This window comes from Glutamicibacter nicotianae, assembly GCF_002797775.1.
GTDB lineage: Bacteria > Actinomycetota > Actinomycetes > Actinomycetales > Micrococcaceae > Glutamicibacter > Glutamicibacter nicotianae.
This window is the reverse complement of sequence record NZ_PGEY01000001.1, coordinates 1816425-1834151: the sequence shown is the minus strand read 5'-3', so window position 1 is coordinate 1834151 and position 17727 is coordinate 1816425. Positions and strand designations below refer to the sequence as shown.

At 60.1% G+C, this 17727-nt stretch carries 13 protein-coding genes; all 13 read left to right on the top strand.

Translation table 11 applies throughout. The features are described 5' to 3' along the window. Positions 1-94: 94 nt before the first annotated feature. Positions 95-3985, top strand: coding sequence for a DNA-directed RNA polymerase subunit beta' (locus tag ATK23_RS08500; RefSeq protein WP_038992206.1), 3891 nt, complete (start codon positions 95-97; stop codon positions 3983-3985). A 233-nt stretch (positions 3986-4218) separates the two neighbouring features. Continuing rightward, positions 4219-5421 (top strand): phospholipase D-like domain-containing protein, encoded by a 1203-nt coding sequence (locus ATK23_RS08495; protein WP_066140747.1) that lies wholly within the window; start codon positions 4219-4221, stop codon positions 5419-5421. Between the two features lie 452 nt (positions 5422-5873). Continuing rightward, on the top strand, positions 5874-6248 hold the full coding sequence (rpsL, locus tag ATK23_RS08490; protein WP_013349694.1) for a 30S ribosomal protein S12: 375 nt from the start codon (positions 5874-5876) through the stop codon (positions 6246-6248). Then, entirely contained in the window at positions 6248-6718 is a 471-nt protein-coding gene (rpsG, locus tag ATK23_RS08485; RefSeq protein ID WP_038992204.1) for a 30S ribosomal protein S7, read from the top strand. Before rpsL ends, rpsG begins: the two co-directional genes overlap by 1 nt. Positions 6719-6787: 69 nt before the next feature. Then, on the top strand, positions 6788-8902 hold the full coding sequence (fusA, locus tag ATK23_RS08480) for an elongation factor G (RefSeq protein ID WP_066140744.1): 2115 nt from the start codon (positions 6788-6790) through the stop codon (positions 8900-8902). Positions 8903-9143: 241 nt separating this feature from the next. Beyond that, entirely contained in the window at positions 9144-10334 is a 1191-nt protein-coding gene (gene tuf, locus ATK23_RS08475) for an elongation factor Tu (RefSeq protein WP_066140741.1), read from the top strand. Between the two features lie 126 nt (positions 10335-10460). Next, positions 10461-14258, top strand: a complete 3798-nt coding sequence (locus ATK23_RS08470) for a hypothetical protein (protein ID WP_157066373.1) — start codon at positions 10461-10463, stop codon at positions 14256-14258. 399 nt (positions 14259-14657) lie between these two features. Beyond that, positions 14658-14966: a 30S ribosomal protein S10 gene (gene rpsJ, locus ATK23_RS08465; protein ID WP_013349689.1), complete on the top strand. Its 309-nt coding sequence runs from the start codon at positions 14658-14660 to the stop codon at positions 14964-14966. A gap of 20 nt (positions 14967-14986) precedes the next feature. Next, entirely contained in the window at positions 14987-15637 is a 651-nt protein-coding gene (gene rplC / locus ATK23_RS08460; protein ID WP_038992198.1) for a 50S ribosomal protein L3, read from the top strand. A 4-nt stretch (positions 15638-15641) separates the two neighbouring features. Then, positions 15642-16244, top strand: coding sequence for a 50S ribosomal protein L4 (rplD, locus tag ATK23_RS08455; RefSeq protein WP_038992197.1), 603 nt, complete (start codon positions 15642-15644; stop codon positions 16242-16244). Then, the gene (gene rplW, locus ATK23_RS08450) at positions 16241-16543 is read left to right on the top strand and encodes a 50S ribosomal protein L23 (RefSeq protein ID WP_038992196.1); all 303 of its coding nucleotides are present in this window, start codon (positions 16241-16243) and stop codon (positions 16541-16543) included. Before rplD ends, rplW begins: the two co-directional genes overlap by 4 nt. Positions 16544-16574: 31 nt before the next feature. After that, positions 16575-17414: a 50S ribosomal protein L2 gene (rplB, locus tag ATK23_RS08445; protein WP_038992195.1), complete on the top strand. Its 840-nt coding sequence runs from the start codon at positions 16575-16577 to the stop codon at positions 17412-17414. 12 nt (positions 17415-17426) lie between these two features. Next, positions 17427-17708 carry a 30S ribosomal protein S19 gene (rpsS, locus tag ATK23_RS08440; protein WP_022874134.1) on the top strand — a complete coding sequence of 94 codons (282 nt, stop codon included), beginning with the start codon at positions 17427-17429 and terminating at the stop codon, positions 17706-17708. Positions 17709-17727: the final 19 nt, after the last annotated feature.

Below are 17727 nucleotides of genomic sequence, written 5' to 3'. Positions count from 1 at the left end.
GGCGCCCTGCCTGCAGGACCTGCAGGCAGCGGCGGCACATTTCCAACCTCATTCGTATCGACTTCAGACACCACAGAAGAGAGAAAAGGACCATATGTCCAGCGATTCCTCATTCGGCCTCATGCGAATCAACCTTGCCACCGCGGATGAAATCCGTGGCTGGAGCTACGGCGAGGTCAAGAAGCCGGAAACCATCAACTACCGCACCCTGAAGCCGGAGAAGGACGGTCTTTTCTGCGAAAAGATCTTCGGCCCTTCCCGCGACTGGGAATGCTACTGCGGCAAGTACAAGCGCGTGCGCTTCAAGGGCATCATCTGCGAGCGTTGCGGCGTCGAGGTGACCCGCGCGAACGTACGCCGTGAGCGCATGGGCCACATCGAGCTTGCAGCCCCAGTGACCCACATCTGGTACTTCAAGGGCGTTCCATCGCGCTTGGGCTACCTGCTTGATCTGGCTCCGAAGGACCTCGAAAAGGTCATCTACTTCGCTGCCTACATGATCACCAGCGTGAACGAGGAACGTCGTCACGCCGAGATGCCGAACCTGCAGGCCCAGCACGACCTGGAGCTGCGCAACCTTGCGAACAACGCGGAAGCCGACAAGAAGGCTGTTGCAGCCGACCTGGAAGCCGAGCTGGAGCGCATGGAAGCAGAAGGCGCCAAGAACGCCGAGCTGAACAAGGCACGCACCCTGGCCGAGAAGACTGTTCTGCAGATCGACAAGCGCGCCAAGGCCGAGGCCGAGCGCCTGCGTGCGGTTTGGGAGCGCTTCAAGAACCTGAAGGTCGCCGACCTGGAAGGCGACGAAGGCCTGTACCGCACCATGCGTGAGAAGTACGGACTGTTCTTCGAGGGCTCCATGGGTGCAGAAGCCATCCAGAAGCGCCTGGAGAACTTCGACCTGGCGGCCGAAGCTGAAGAGCTGAAGACCGTGATCGAGAACGGCAAGGGCCAGAAGAAGGCCCGCGCCCTCAAGCGACTGAAGGTCGTCAACGCGTTCCTGGCCAACGGCAACTCGCCCAAGGGCATGGTCCTCGACGCTGTTCCGGTGATCCCGCCAGAACTGCGCCCAATGGTCCAGCTCGACGGTGGCCGTTTCGCCACCTCGGACCTGAACGACCTGTACCGCCGCGTGATCAACCGCAACAACCGCCTCAAGCGCCTGCTTGATCTCGGCGCGCCTGAGATCATCGTGAACAATGAAAAGCGCATGATGCAGGAAGCTGTTGACTCGCTGTTCGACAACGGCCGCCGCGGCCGTCCGGTCACCGGTCCAGGAAACCGTCCGCTGAAGTCCCTGAGCGACATGCTCAAGGGCAAGCAGGGCCGCTTCCGCCAGAACCTGCTGGGCAAGCGCGTCGACTACTCGGGCCGTTCGGTCATCGTGGTCGGCCCGCAGCTGAAGCTGCACCAGTGCGGCCTGCCGAAGCAGATGGCGCTGGAGCTGTTCAAGCCGTTCGTGATGAAGCGCCTGGTTGACCTCAACCACGCACAGAACATCAAGTCGGCCAAGCGCATGGTTGAGCGCTACCGTCCGCAGGTGTGGGATGTCCTTGAAGAGATCATCACCGAGCACCCGGTACTGCTGAACCGTGCACCGACCCTGCACCGCTTGGGCATCCAGGCCTTCGAACCACAGCTGATCGAAGGCAAGGCCCTGCAGCTGCACCCATTGGTCTGCGGCGCGTTCAACGCCGACTTCGACGGCGACCAGATGGCAGTGCACCTGCCGCTGAGCCCAGAAGCCCAGGCTGAAGCACGCATCTTGATGCTGTCCTCGCACAACATCTTGAAGCCTTCCGATGGCCGCCCAGTGGCACAGCCTTCGCAGGATATGATCATCGGCTTGCACCACTTGACCACCAAGCGTCCAAACGAAAAGGGCGCCGGCCGAGTATTCGCCACCGTTTCCGAGGCCATCATGGCCAAGGATCTGGGCGAGCTGCACCTGAACGCACCGATCAAGGTCCGCGTGGAGAACTTCGTTCCTTCCGCAGACCAGCCAGCCCCTGAGGGTTGGGAGCCAGGTACCCCGGCACTGCTGGAGACCTCGCTCGGCCAGGTGCTGTTCAACGACACCCTGCCTGCGGACTACCCATGGGTTGCCACCGTGGCCGGCAAGGATGCGCTTTCGGAGATCGTGAACGATCTGGCAGAGCGCTACCCGAAGATCGTTGCAGCAGCCACCCTGGACAACCTGAAGGACGCCGGTTTCTACTGGTCGACCCGTTCGGGTGTCACCGTGGCGATCTCGGACATTACCTCGAACATGGACAAGACCGCAATTCTTGCTCCATACGAGGAGAAGGCCGCCAAGGTCCAGGCTTCCTACGACAAGGGCCTGATTGCCGATACCGAACGCCGCCAGGACCTGATCGACATCTGGACCAAGGCTACCGACGAGGTTGCCGAGGCGATGAAGAACGGCATGGAAGAGCTGAACACCATTAACCGAATGGTGACTTCCAAGGCTCGCGGTAACTACCTGCAGCTGCGTCAGATCGCGGGTATCCGTGGTCTGGTGTCCAACCCCAAGGGCGAGATCATCCCGCGCCCGATCAAGTCCTCGTACCGCGAAGGCTTGTCGGTTCTGGAGTACTTCATCGCTACCCACGGCGCCCGCAAGGGCCTGGCGGATACCGCGCTGAAGACCGCGAACTCGGGCTACCTGACCCGTCGCCTGGTCGACGTTTCGCAGGATGTCATCGTTCGCGAAGAGGACTGCGGCACCAAGCGCGGCCTGACCGTTGCCATCGCGGACAACTCCGCCGGCATCCGTGTCAAGCACGAGACCGTGGAGAACTCGGCGTACACCCGTACGCTGGCTGCCGACGTGAAGGACGCCGAAGGCAACGTGCTGGCTACCGCCGGCTCGGATGTCGGAGACGTGCTGATCGACGAGCTGTACGCTGCAGGCGTGGACGAGATCCGCGTCCGCTCCGTGCTGACCTGCGACTCGGCTGTTGGAACGTGTGCGCTGTGCTACGGCCGTTCGCTGGCCAGCGGCAAGACCGTGGACATCGGCGAGGCTGTGGGCATCATCGCCGCGCAGTCCATCGGCGAGCCTGGTACCCAGCTGACCATGCGTACCTTCCACACCGGTGGTGTGGCATCGGCTGACGATATCACCCAGGGTCTGCCTCGTATCCAGGAATTGTTCGAAGCCCGTACCCCTAAGGGTGTGGCTCCGATGTCCGAGGTCGCCGGTCGCGTGTCGATCGAAGACGACGAGAAGCAGCTGCGTGTTGTGGTCACCCCGGACAACGGCGACGAGAAGCAGGCCTACCCGGTTCTGCGTCGAGCCCGCCTGCTGGTTGAAGAGGGCGAAAGCATTGCTGCCGGTACCCAGCTGACCAGCGGTACCCTGGACCCGAAGCAGGTTCTTCGAGTCCTCGGCCCGCGTGAGGCACAGAAGTTCCTGGTCCGCGAGGTCCAGGATGTGTACCAGTCGCAGGGTGTAGGCATCCACGATAAGCACGTGGAAGTCATCGTCCGCCAGATGCTGCGCCGCGTCACCGTCATCGAGTCAGGCGACACCGACCTGCTTCCAGCCGAGCTGGCCGATCGTTCGCGCTTCACCGCTGCGAACCGGAAGGCTGTCTCGGAAGGCAAGCGTCCTGCCGCCGGCCGTGACGAGATGATGGGCATTACCAAGGCCTCGCTGGCCACCGATTCGTGGCTGTCGGCTGCTTCCTTCCAGGAAACCACTCGCGTCCTGACCCAGGCCGCGATGGAAGGCAAGGAAGATCCGCTGCGCGGCCTGAAGGAGAACGTGATCATCGGTAAGTTGATCCCGGCCGGTACCGGTCTGGACCGCTACACCCAGGTCAACGTCGAGCCAACCGATGAAGCAAAGGCAACTTTGTTCACCGGCACCTCGGCCTTCTCCTCCGGCCTGTACGACGATGCACTGGAAGGCGGGCTGTCGCCTGAATTCCGTGCCATCTCGATGGACGACTACGACCACGGCTCGGACTTCCGCTAAGCCGGAAGCCGGGACGCCGTAAGGTAGCCTGAACCAATGCCTGCCCGCACACTGTGCGGGCAGGCATTGGGCGTTTAACCCGAAAAGATCTTGTTCACCGGCACGTTACCGAATGCTTACCCAAATATGAAATGGTGCAGTAGTTGGTGAGCTGGCTGGGGTGTCCCAGTAGTTCGCCTCATATCAGCAAACGACAAATAGCAGACGACAAAGGGTGGAAAATGGTAAGTGCAATGAAAGCCATCGTGGCAGCGACGTTGGGGGTGGGGCTGCTATTGGGCGCGCTTCCGGCGCAGTCCGCACGGCAGATCGACCAGGGAAAGCAACCGGAACTTCCCTGTGCGTCGGCGCCGTTGGTGAAGGTAGAAACTGGCGCGGTCTTCTCCGATCCGTTGCTGAACCGGGCCGGCGCCGTTTCCGAACGGCTGTGCTCGTACTTCAAGCAGGCCGATGCAGGGTCGACCATTTCCCTTGCGGCGTTCGTGATTTCGGGTCACAGCGGCGAAGACTACGTCGACCAGTTGCTGGCGGCTCACGAACGCGGAGTGAATATCCAGGTCGTCATGGACGGGTGGCAGATTTCCAAGGCGCCATCCGCGCGACTGATAAACGCCCTGGGAACTGACACTAGCCGTGGATCGTGGGTGTCTGTCTGTGCGAACAAGTCTCCGGAGGGGAATACCAGCTCCTGCCAGGGAACCAAGGGCATGCACAACAAATTCGCGCTGTTCTCCTCGTTGTCCGGGAAGCGGAATGTGGTGGTCCAGTCCTCCGCTAACGTCACGGACGTGAACCACGTGAGTTATTGGAACAATGCGCTTACTGTGACCGGCGATGACGGGCTGTACCGGGCCTATCACTCCTACCACTCGGATATGGCCCGCATGGTGCAAACTCCGGACTATAATCGCACTGTGACTTCGCGGGGACCGGCAGGAGTGGCGGTTTCACGATTCTTCCCGGTGGCCACCGCCGACCCCGTGGCGCAGCGACTCTCGGAACTCCAGTGCAAAAACAAGAACAGTTCGGTGGCAGTGATCATGAGCGAGTGGGACGGAACGCGCGCCGCAATCGCGGAAGAGCTCGCACGGCTCAAGGCTGAAGGATGCGAGGTCACCGTAGCCACGGGGCCAGTCGACGGGCAGGTCGCAGGTGTATTGGACGCCGCTGGTATCGAACGACGTACAGTAGAGGACACCTCGACTACCGGGCGTGTGCATTCGAAGTACTTCGTAGTTTCCGGAATGCGAGATGCTGCCTCACCTGAAAAGAATCGCGGAAATGCTTCATTCGTTTTCACTGGAAGCCATAATTACAATTCCACCAGCTTGCGCCGCAATGATGAGGCGATTCTGGAACTGCACAATCGTTCCGTGGTCAAGGCCTATCAGGCAAACGCCCAACGGCTGATGGACATCGGTGAGTCAAGCGGCTGATCGCGGTCATCGACAAGGTGGAATTATCATCTAGGCGATATTGCGACCATAGTATACTTCTGGTTCGCCGCTTGGGTGTTCAGCGGAACCCTTCCTCGAAGCGGTTGAAAGTTCACCGGCAGGGGATAGGTTGGATTCGAGTTCCTCGCGCGCCTCAGCCGCAGGGCGACGGTCGAACAGGGGCCTTCGCGGTGAGTTAGCTTACTGTACATGGTGGCTCGGTGGATTAATGCTAGACTGAGATCAATTGTTTTATGTGTGGCAAAATGGACTCCGTCCGGGTTGCGGGTAGGTTGCGCAACGAATGCCACACTTTCGCACGCCTAGGGACTTTTGATTCTGAGTGCGCGGTAAAGCAAGCAGCTAGCTACATTGCGAAGCGCTAAAACTTTTCTAGGCTTAGGCGTTTTCGTCGTGTTGCCGAAGAACTTAGACAATGGAAGGACACGAAAGTGCCTACTATTCAGCAGCTGGTCCGCAAGGGCCGCTCGCCTAAGGTCGTCAAGACCAAGGCCCCTGCCCTTAAGGGCAACCCAATGCGCCGTGGCGTGTGCACCCGCGTGTACACCACCACCCCGAAGAAGCCGAACTCGGCTCTGCGTAAGGTCGCACGTGTGCGCCTTGCCGGTGGCGTCGAAGTTACCGCTTACATTCCAGGTGTCGGACACAACCTGCAGGAACACTCCATCGTGCTCGTTCGCGGTGGTCGTGTGAAGGACCTTCCAGGTGTCCGCTACAAGATTGTTCGTGGTGCTCTGGATACTCAGGGTGTGAAGGATCGTAAGCAGGCTCGTTCCCGCTACGGTGCAAAGAAGGATGGTAAGTAATGCCTCGTAAGGGTCCGGCGCCAAAGCGCCCACTAGTTTCTGATCCAGTCTTCGATTCCCCATTGGTCACCCAGCTGATCAACAAGGTTCTCGTAGACGGCAAGAAGTCCACTGCAGAGCGCATTGTTTATGGTGCACTCGAAGGTGCCGCGGCAAAGTCCGGCACCGATGCTGTTTCGACCCTCAAGAAGGCCATGGACAACATCCGTCCAGCCCTCGAGGTTCGTTCCCGCCGTGTCGGTGGCGCTACCTACCAGGTTCCAGTTGAGGTCAAGCCAGGCCGTGCAACCGCACTGGCTCTGCGCTGGCTGGTTGGCTACTCGAAGGCTCGCCGCGAGAAGACCATGATCGAACGTTTGATGAACGAGATCCTGGACGCATCGAACGGTCTGGGTGCCGCTGTGAAGCGTCGCGAAGACACTCACAAGATGGCTGAGTCCAACAAGGCCTTCGCCCACTACCGCTGGTAAGAACCGCTCGGAAAAGCTGGGCATCAACCGATGCCCAGCGATTCCGGCCTCACCTTATAGGGAGACAACGTGGCACAGGACGTGCTTACTGACCTTAACAAGGTCCGCAATATCGGCATCATGGCTCACATTGACGCCGGTAAGACCACTACTACTGAGCGCATCCTTTTCTACACGGGTGTGAACCACAAGCTCGGTGAAACCCACGACGGTGCTTCGACCACCGACTGGATGGAGCAGGAAAAGGAACGCGGTATCACCATTACCTCCGCGGCCGTGACCTGCTTCTGGAACAAGAACCAGATCAACATCATCGATACCCCGGGCCACGTTGACTTCACCGTTGAGGTGGAGCGCTCGCTGCGCGTGCTCGATGGCGCCGTTGCCGTCTTCGATGGCAAGGAAGGCGTTGAGCCTCAGTCCGAGACCGTTTGGCGCCAGGCTGACAAGTACAACGTTCCACGTATCTGCTTCGTCAACAAGATGGACAAGCTGGGTGCTGACTTCTACTTCACCGTAGACACCATCATCAACCGCTTGGGTGCCAAGCCGCTGGTCATGCAGCTGCCAATCGGTTCCGAGTCGGACTTCATCGGTGTTGTCGACCTGCTGACCATGAAGGCTTTCGTTTGGGAAGGCGACGCCAAGGGCGACGTTTCGCTGGGCGCCGCTTACGAGACCCGCGAAATCCCTGCAGACCTGCAGGAAAAGGCCGAGGAGTACCGCGCCAAGCTGGTTGAAGATGTCGCTGAGGCATCTGAAGAGCTCATGGAGAAGTACCTCGAAGGTGAAGAGATCTCCCTCGAGGAACTGAAGGCTGGCATCCGCAAGCTGACCGTGAACTCGGAAGCTTACCCGGTATTCTGTGGTTCGGCGTTCAAGAACCGCGGCGTGCAGCCAATGCTCGACGCTGTTGTCGACTTCCTGCCAACCCCGCTCGACGTGGGCGCAATGGTCGGTCACGATCCTAAGAACGAAGAAATCGAGCTCACACGCGAGCCTTCCGAGGATGCACCATTCTCGGCACTGGCATTCAAGATTGCCGCTCACCCATTCTTCGGCCAGTTGAACTTCATCCGCGTTTACTCCGGCAAGGCAGAGTCCGGCGCGCAGCTGCTGAACTCCACCAAGCAGAAGAAGGAGCGCGTTGGCAAGCTCTTCCAGATGCACTCCAACAAGGAGCAGCCGGTAGATGAGATCCACGCAGGTCACATCTACGCTGTGATCGGCCTGAAGGACACCACCACCGGTGACACCCTGTGCGATCCGCAGAACCCAATCGTCCTCGAATCGATGACCTTCCCGGATCCAGTGATCTTCGTGGCCATCGAACCAAAGACCAAGGGCGACCAGGAAAAGCTGTCGACCGCTATCCAGAAGCTGTCCGCAGAAGACCCAACCTTCACCGTGTCCCTGAACGAAGACACCGGCCAGACCGAAATCGGCGGCATGGGCGAGCTTCACCTGGACATCCTCGTTGACCGCATGAAGCGCGAATTCCGCGTTGAGGCCAACGTTGGCAAGCCGCAGGTTGCATACCGCGAAACCATCAAGAAGGCTGTGGAGAAGGTCGACTTCACCCACAAGAAGCAGACCGGTGGTTCGGGCCAGTTCGCAAAGGTCCAGGTCTCGTTCGAGCCTCTGGAAGTTGTCGACGGCGTAACCTACGAGTTCAAGAACGCTGTTACCGGTGGTCGCGTTCCTCGCGAGTACATTCCTTCGGTCGACGCAGGTATCCAGGACGCAATGCAGTACGGTATCCTCGCAGGCTACCCACTGGTTGGCGTCAAGGCTACCCTCATCGATGGTGCTTACCACGATGTCGACTCCTCGGAAATGGCCTTCAAGATCGCTGGTTCCCAGGTATTCAAGGAAGGCGCACGCCGCGCTAACCCTGTTCTGCTTGAACCACTGATGAGCGTTGAAGTCCGTACCCCAGAAGAGTACATGGGCGACGTTATCGGTGACTTGAACTCCCGCCGTGGTTCCATCCAGGAGATGTCCGACGCTGCTGGCGTCAAGGTCATCCGCGCTGGTGTGCCGCTGTCCGAGATGTTCGGTTACATTGGTGACCTGCGTTCCAAGACCCAGGGTCGCGCAGTTTACTCGATGACCTTCGACAGCTACTCTGAGGTTCCGAAGGCTGTAGCCGACGAGATCATCCAGAAGTCCCGCGGCGAGTAATCGTCTCGGAATAAAACCTGGCCGTGACCCCCATTGCGGGGAAGTGGCCGATCGCGGGCCGGTTCCGTTGGGAAACGGAGCCGGTGCCGCAAACGGCCAACGAGGGATTTGCATCACAATGCAGGTCCCGCAGAGGACCGGAATTTCCTAAATTATCCAAGCCCCCAGTAGACTATTTCTAGTTCGTTTGCGAACCGCGCAGACGAAGAATGTCTTCTGTAAATGTTTCTAGGAGGAACTTGTGGCAAAGGCAAAGTTCGAGCGCAACAAGCCGCACGTCAACATTGGTACCATCGGTCACGTTGACCACGGTAAGACCACTCTGACCGCGGCTATCTCCAAGGTTCTGGCTGACAAGTACCCAGACCTGAACGAACAGCGCGACTTCGCTAACATCGACTCGGCACCGGAAGAGCGCCAGCGCGGTATTACCATCAACATCTCGCACATCGAGTACCAGACCGAGAAGCGCCACTACGCACACGTAGACGCTCCAGGTCACGCTGACTATGTCAAGAACATGATCACCGGTGCTGCACAGATGGACGGCGCAATCCTCGTTGTTGCCGCCACCGATGGCCCAATGGCTCAGACCCGCGAGCACGTTCTGCTGGCCCGCCAGGTTGGTGTTCCAACCCTGATGGTTGCACTGAACAAGTCGGACATGGTTGACGACGAAGAGCTGCTCGAGCTCGTGGAGATGGAAGTTCGCGAACTTCTGTCCTCGCAGGGCTTCGATGGCGACGACGCTCCAGTGATCCGCGTTTCGGGCCTGAAGGCTCTGGAAGGCGATCCAAAGTGGGTTGCAGCAGTTGAGGAACTGATGGACGCTGCTGACAGCTTCATCCCGGATCCAGTTCGCGACCGCGACAAGCCATTCCTGATGCCAATTGAAGATGTCTTCACCATCACCGGCCGCGGTACCGTTGTTACCGGTCGCGCCGAGCGTGGCACCCTGGCAATCAACTCGGAAGTTGAGATTGTCGGTATCCGCCCAATCCAGAAGACCACCGTTACCGGTATCGAGATGTTCCACAAGCAGCTCGACGAAGCATGGGCAGGCGAGAACTGTGGTCTGCTGCTTCGCGGTCTGAAGCGCGACGATGTTGAGCGCGGCCAGGTTGTCGTAGCCCCAGGCTCGATCACCCCGCACACCAACTTCGAAGCTAACGTCTACATCCTGTCGAAGGACGAAGGCGGACGTCACAACCCGTTCTACTCGAACTACCGTCCGCAGTTCTACTTCCGCACCACCGACGTTACCGGCGTTATCACCCTCCCAGAGGGCACCGAAATGGTTATGCCAGGCGACAACACCGAAATGTCGGTTGAGCTGATCCAGCCAATCGCTATGGAAGAGGGCCTCGGCTTCGCAATTCGCGAAGGCGGCCGCACCGTTGGTTCGGGCAAGGTTACCTCCATCACCAAGTAGTCATTACTTGACGGTGTAGTTCCCTAGCGGACTGAAAAAATCCCCCAGCACTGATGTGCTGGGGGATTTTTTTGGTTAATTGCGAGCGTCAGCTAGTGAATATATCTAGAAGGTGGTCTAATTGGAGTGCGCACCAATTCATTAACTGGGGGAGTTGCTTCAATGATCGGCTGGGCCATCGTATCTATCATCTTGATCCTGCTGGCCTACGGCCTTGGCCGACGCCAAGGAAAACGAGCTGCTTCGCACAGCCCGCAACAGCTGGATGCGCTGGGCGAAGCCTGGCAGAGAGGCTACGACGAGGCCGTCAGATACTTGGGGCAATCCGGTGGGAAGGCTCCCGCGGAGCCAGCCGTCGACGAAGCCCTGGGGGCCCCGGGGGGCCCGGTACCGCCGGATAATGCGCAGCCCGCGCAGCCGCAACCAGCGGCCGCCGGTGACGCCGCGCCGGTCGCACCAGGGGCCGAAGCGGTTCGCGGCAGCCAGCCGTACCTCCAGCAAGTTCCTGCTAATGCAGCTTCCGCCTACCGCACGCTTGCCCCCGCGGTAGGGTCTACGGCGCCGGCAAGGCCGATGAAGGTCCTGACCAAGCGCGAGCGCGAATTGCGCAATATCAATATCACGCTCTACGTCGCGGCCCTGATGATCGTTGCTGCCGGCGCGCTATTCTTGAGCTTCGCGCTGCCACCGCTCTCCAAGCTCATTGCCCTCTTCCTGCTCTCGGCTGGGTTCTATGGCGGCGGCCTGGTCACCTATGCAGTGAAGCCTTCCTTGCGGCCAGCGGGTGCCGCCTTTGCCGGCACCGGTTTGGCCTTGCTGCCGTTGTGCGCCATCGCCACGCATGGCACGCTGGAGATCTCCGGGCCAGCGACCTGGCTGGTATTCTCGGCCATCGGCACGGTAGCAGTGGGCTATGCGACGCTGGCGCTCAAGTCCCGTGTCCTGGCCTGGGTGGCCGTGCTGATTCTGGTCAGCACCGCCATGGCGGGCGCGGCCACGTTGCAGCGCGGAGTACTCTACTACATGCTGATCCTGCTGGTGCTCTCGATCGTGCTGATGCTTCTCGCCTCACGCAGCGAAAGGATCCGCGCCTCGATCTTCTTCCAAGCGCTGCTCGGCACCGCGCAGCAGCTGCCTGCGTTCGTCTTCGTCCTGGCGGCGATCCTTGCCGAGATGCTCACCAGCCGGGATCTGTTCTGGATCTTCGCCTTGCTCACCGCCCAATTGCTGCTCAGTGTCAGGCTGCTCGCCAACCTGCGTTTGCTTCGCACGTATGCTGCCCGCGCCGCGTTCATGGGCGTGCTCGTCTCTGGCTGCAACTATCTCGGCATGACCGCAACGAGCACCTGGCTGGTGCTTGCCTACGCCTTCGGGCTCCAGGCCGTGGCAGCCCTGCGCTGGGCGACCGGATACCGGCAGAGATTGGGATTGGCACTCAAGCACTTGCAAATTGAACGCGCGGTGCTGTGGAGCGCCGGGATTGCCTCGGTCTCCTTCGCGTACTTTGCCGCAGAGGGCATCGAGGCCTTCATGCTCAGCTGCATCGCGGTTCCCATCTTCATGGCGTTGGCAGTGACGGGCCTGCTGCGCGGAGCCAAGCTGGAAATTGGAGCCATTGCGGTTCTTCCGCTCGTGACGCTGGTGGATCTGCAGATTTTCAGCTGGCGTCCACTGCCGGCCTTCGTGCTGGCACTGCTCGGCCTTTCGCTGGCGCATCGCCGCAATCGCAGCCTGCTTAGGGAAATCACCGGACACGTGCGCTGGGTACTGACGCTGATTGGCGCAGGAGTGCTCGGTGCCGCCATCCAGGAGCTCGCGACCGGTGGCGACGGATCTGCGAATGGCAACGCCTCGTTGATTGCGGTGCTCCTGGTGATGTTCATCTTGTGGGTGGCGAATCTGGCAAGCCGATCCTTGCTGGAACGAGGATTGGCGCAGGCGCACCGGCTGGGGCGTGTGGGTGCTTCGGCGCTGCTCGGCGTGGTACTGCTGCTCGGCCTGAGAATCCTGTCAACCAGGGGCGAAGATGGCTACGGTGCAAGTTCCATGGCGTTCCTCGGGCTCAGCTCGCTGGCTTGGTTCATCGTCGGCTTGGTGGTTGCAGCGGGCCTGGTCATTGCCTCGGGGTGGCGGCTTCGAGACCTTGCTGTCCAGCGACCCGAGCTGGGACAGTCGATCAGCCTGGGGGCAGCCGGACTGCTGCTGGGGCTCTATGCGCTCAGCTTCGGCAGGCATTTCTGGCCGCTGGCAATTTTCATCGGGGCGGCTTCCTTGGGTTATTTCATCTGGTGCCTGCGCCGTAGCATCAATCAGCGGTGGAAGGTCATCTACGCCGCGTTGGCCCAAGTGCTCTTCAGCTCCATGGTGTGGTGGCTTGCCTACAGCATGGAATTCGATATCCACGGCCGGTTCTGCCTGCTGCTGGTTTCGGTGGCCATCCCGCAATTGGTCCGGTTGCTGGCCAGCATCCGCAGAGGCAATGCGCTGCGTAGTGAATTGCGGTGGATGGCAGTTGGCCTGCTGGCGGGCATTCCAGCGGCAACGTTGGCTTACGGGCAGTTCGCCGGCGGCTTGGATCGGGGAGCGGTTCTCCTTGCCTGCTTGTTCTTCGGGCTGCACGGACTGGCTGCATTCAAGGCTGAGACCGGTCTGGCGATAGTGAAGCGGCAGCTCTATCTGCTGGCCCCGATTCTGTCGCTGATCCTGCTGATCAGCATTCCGGCGCTGGCGATGCCCGATGCGACCGGGTGGGTCCGCACCATCTGGTGGAGTTCGCAAGCTGCTTGCGCCATGCTGCTGGCGGTGGGCCTCGGCGCACTCGTCCTTGAATGGCGTTTGCGTGCCAAGAAGCAGTATTCGCTGGCCGTGGCGCTGGCTATCTTCCTTCCTGCGGTATGGGCCGCCGCATGGCAGGCAGGTTCTTGGTGGGCAGTTGCTGCGCACTTGTTAATGGCTTGCGCGTTCATCCTCATGGTGCACACGCGTTCGAGTGCCTGGTATGCCGCCGGATCGAGCATCATGCTGGCTGTGGCAATCCTGCGTGCGGTCTTCGAAGTGCGGCAAGCTGGTGGCGCCTTGATGATGGAACTGATGGATGCCGCATGGGCGCTGGCGGGCACGGGCATGGTGCTGTATCTGCTTGCCATCTTCCATGGGCGAATGAAGGAACCAACACCGGGATATCCTCGCTTCGGCCGCCTTCATGCGGATCCGCCCGGTGCTGCTTCGCGATTGTATTTTGCTGGCATGCTCTTCGCGTTGCTGCTGGCAGGTGGGATCGGCCACCTCGATGCTGGCGCAACATGGCAGGTGGTCGGCGGTGCGCTGCTCATCTTTGGTGTTGCGGTGCTGGTGCGGCTCTACGAGCTTCCCCAGGCGCTGGTGACTTTCGGAGTCGACGGCTTCATTCTCCTCGGGGCCCTGCTGGCGCTCAGCAGCTATGCGCAGATCGCCGGCGCACCGCGGGCCAGCAGCGTGGCAGCCTATGCCTGCATTGTTGCAGTAGTGCTGGTGGTGTGGCGCAATGCCAGAGCCGATGCGCGATTGCAGAAGATCTACCTGCTGGCTGCATCGGCTGCCGGCAGCCTGGCTTTGCTGACGGCGCTGGTCGAATCCAATGGTGCAGCCCAGGTGATCGGCCTGGTCTTCTTCGGCGCACTGGTGGCGTGGGGGCTGAAGCTGGGGGAGCGGCTGTTCATCTGGTGGGGTGCGGCAGCCATCACCCTGGCAGTCTTGTGGTTCCTGCGTGACCTGGCGTTCCTCTGGCTGGTGGTCATCGGCCTGGGGCTGATTGCCGCCGCGGTCTTCAAGCTGGTGAAGGTTGACAAGCAGGAATCCGTGCCGACGAAGCAGGGGAGCCTGGCAGATCCACCGATGCCTGCGGGGCCGGAGCGGACCGGACAGGATGGGCCAGAGCCGTCGTGAGGTCAAGATCACGGGCACGGATAGGCATAAAAGATTTGCGCGATCGTGGCCGACCTGTCAGACTAGATAAGTTGCTTCAGTGCAACCCGGTCCCCATTTATGGGGTAACCGGATCTGGTTTGAACGACCGGGATCGACTCTCACGCAGGATAATGCCTGGGGTTCGGGATCGATACAACTGCTTCAAATTATAAGGCCCCTCGATAAGGTGAAAACTTTGTGGGTGTTTTGTGACTGAAATTTTCACGACACGCCCGAGCGCGGGGGTCGGAGCCTCCTGCGGGTGAGGAACCCGGATCTGATCCGGATTCAGCCGCAGAGCAAGGCGTGCCGGTCCGGAAGGACCCGTATATAGGCACAGAAACTTTAGATAGTGCTAACAGAAAGAGGCATGACGCCATGGCGGGACAGAAAATCCGCATCCGGCTGAAGTCGTATGACCACGAGGTCATTGACGTTTCGGCCCGGAAGATCGTTGAGACGGTCACGCGCGCAGGCGCAACCGTAGTCGGCCCAGTGCCGCTGCCAACGGAGAAGAACGTGTACTGCGTTATCCGTTCGCCACACAAGTACAAGGACAGCCGTGAGCACTTCGAAATGCGCACGCACAAGCGTCTGATCGACATCGTTGATCCGACCCCGAAGGCTGTTGATTCGCTGATGCGTCTCGACCTGCCAGCGGATGTCAACATCGAAATCAAGCTTTAAGGGGAGGTGGCGAGAAAACTATGACCGCAACCCGTAATTTCAAGGGCCTGCTGGGCACGAAGCTCGGCATGACCCAGGTTTGGGATTCGAACAACAACCTGATCCCTGTCACCGTCGTGCAGGCTGACAGCAACGTTGTCACCAAGCTCATCACTGAAGAGCGCGATGGCTACACCGCAGTTCAGATCGGCTACGGCCAGATCGATCCTCGCAAGGTCACCAAGCCAATGGCTGGCCACTTCGAGGCTGCTGGCGTTACCCCACGTCGCCACCTGGTAGAACTGCGCACCGCAGACGCTGCCGAGTACACCGCAGGCCAGGAGCTCTCCGTGGAGGTCTTCGAAGCCGGCCAGAAGGTCGACGTCGTAGGCACCTCGAAGGGTAAGGGCTTCGCCGGCGTTATGAAGCGCCACAACTTCTCCGGTGTTGGCGCATCGCACGGTGCTCACAAGAACCACCGTAAGCCAGGTTCCATCGGCGGCGCATCGACCCCAGGTCGCGTATTCCGCGGACAGAAGATGGCCGGTCGCATGGGTGCTGAGCGTGTTACCACTCAGAACCTGACCATTCACGCTATCGACGTTGAGAAGAACCTCCTGCTGATCAAGGGTGCCGTTCCAGGCGCCCGCGGCCGCGTCGTTCTCGTACGCAACGCCGTGAAGGGAGCATAAGTAAATGACTAAGGCACTTAACGTCGAACTGCCTGCAGAGATCTTCGACGTACAGACCAACGTCCCGCTGCTGCACCAGGTTGTCGTCGCACAGCTTGCTGCTGCCCGCCAGGGTACCCACAAGACCAAGGACCGCTCCGAGGTTTCGGGTGCAGGTCGCAAGCCGTTCAAGCAGAAGGGTACCGGCCGCGCCCGCCAGGGTTCGATTCGTGCTCCACACATGACCGGCGGCGGCATTGTCCACGGTCCAACCCCACGTGACTACTCGCAGCGTACCCCGAAGAAGATGAAGGCTGCTGCACTGCGCGGCGCCCTGTCTGATCGCGCACGCTTCGATCGCGTCCACGTGATTGAGAACCTGGTTGCTGGCGAAACGCCTTCGACCAAGGAAGCTCTGGCTACCTTGCGTTCGCTCACCGAGCGCAAGAACCTGCTTGTCGTCATCGATCGCGCCAACGATGTTGCTGCCCTCTCGGTTCGCAACCTCGTCAATGTGCACGTTCTGTACGTCGACCAGCTGAACACCTACGATGTTCTGGTTTCGGATGACGTAGTCTTCACCAAGGCTGCCTTCGATGCCCTGGTCCAGAAGGAGGAAGCCAAGTGAGCGCGTTCTCAAAGGCTCCACACGACGTGGTCATCGCACCTGTCGTATCGGAAAAGAGCTACGGTCTGATCGACGAAGGTCAGTACACCTTCGAGGTGGCACCAGGCTCCAACAAGTCGGAAATCAAGTACGCCGTTGAAGCCATCTTCAACGTCAAGGTTGACTCCGTTAACACCATCAACCGAGCTGGCAAGCGCAAGCGCACCCGCTTCGGGTGGGGTGCGCGCAAGAACACCAAGCGCGCCATCGTCACCTTGAAGGACGGCTCGATTGACATCTTCGGCGGTCCGCTTTCCTAAGCGGAGACCACTTTAACGAGGAATATAAATAATGGGAATTCGTAAGTACAAGCCGACTACCCCGGGCCTTCGCGGCTCGTCGGTAGCCGACTTCGCAGAAATCACCCGATCGACTCCGGAAAAGTCGTTGGTTCGTCCACTGACCAAGTCAGGCGGCCGTAACAACTCCGGTAAGATCACCACCCGTCACAAGGGTGGCGGACACAAGCGCGCCTACCGCGTGATCGACTTCCGTCGTCACGACAAGGACGGCGTTCCGGCAAAGGTCGCTCACATCGAGTACGACCCGAACCGTACCGCACGCATCGCGCTGCTCCACTACGTGGACGGCACCAAGCGCTACATCATCGCACCGAACAACCTGAAGCAGGGCGATGCCATTGAGGCCGGCGCAAACGCCGACATCAAGCCAGGCAACAACCTGCCACTGCGTAACATCCCGGTTGGTACCGTGATCCACGCTGTTGAGCTCCGCCCAGGCGGCGGCGCCAAGATGGCTCGTTCCGCTGGTGCATCGATCCAGCTGGTAGCCCGCGAGGGCCGCTACGCTCAGCTGCGTTTGCCTTCGGGCGAAATCCGCAACGTTGATGTGCGCTGCCGCGCAACCATCGGCGAAGTTGGCAACGCTGAGCAGATCAACATCAACTGGGGCAAGGCCGGCCGTATGCGCTGGAAGGGCGTACGCCCAACCGTTCGCGGTGTTGTCATGAACCCAGTTGACCACCCACATGGTGGCGGTGAAGGCAAGACCTCCGGTGGTCGTCACCCGGTCAACCCTAACGGTAAGCGTGAGGGACGCACCCGTCGTCCAAACAAGGAAAGCGACAAGCTCATTGTGCGTCGCCGCAAGACCGGCAAGAACAAGCGATAGGAGCCTGGAAACATGCCACGCAGCCTGAAGAAAGGCCCCTTCGTCGATCAGCACCTGTTCCTGAAGGTCGTTGCTGAAAACGAAAAGGGCACCAAGAACGTCATCAAGACGTGGTCCCGCCGTTCGATGATCATCCCGGACATGCTGGGACACACCATCGCCGTACACGACGGTCGCAAGCACATCCCAGTGTTCGTCACCGAATCGATGGTTGGACACAAGCTCGGAGAGTTTGCCCCAACCCGTACGTTCCGTGGCCACGTGAAGGACGACAAGAAGGGCAAGCGCCGCTAGGCCCCGCGAGGGTACTAGT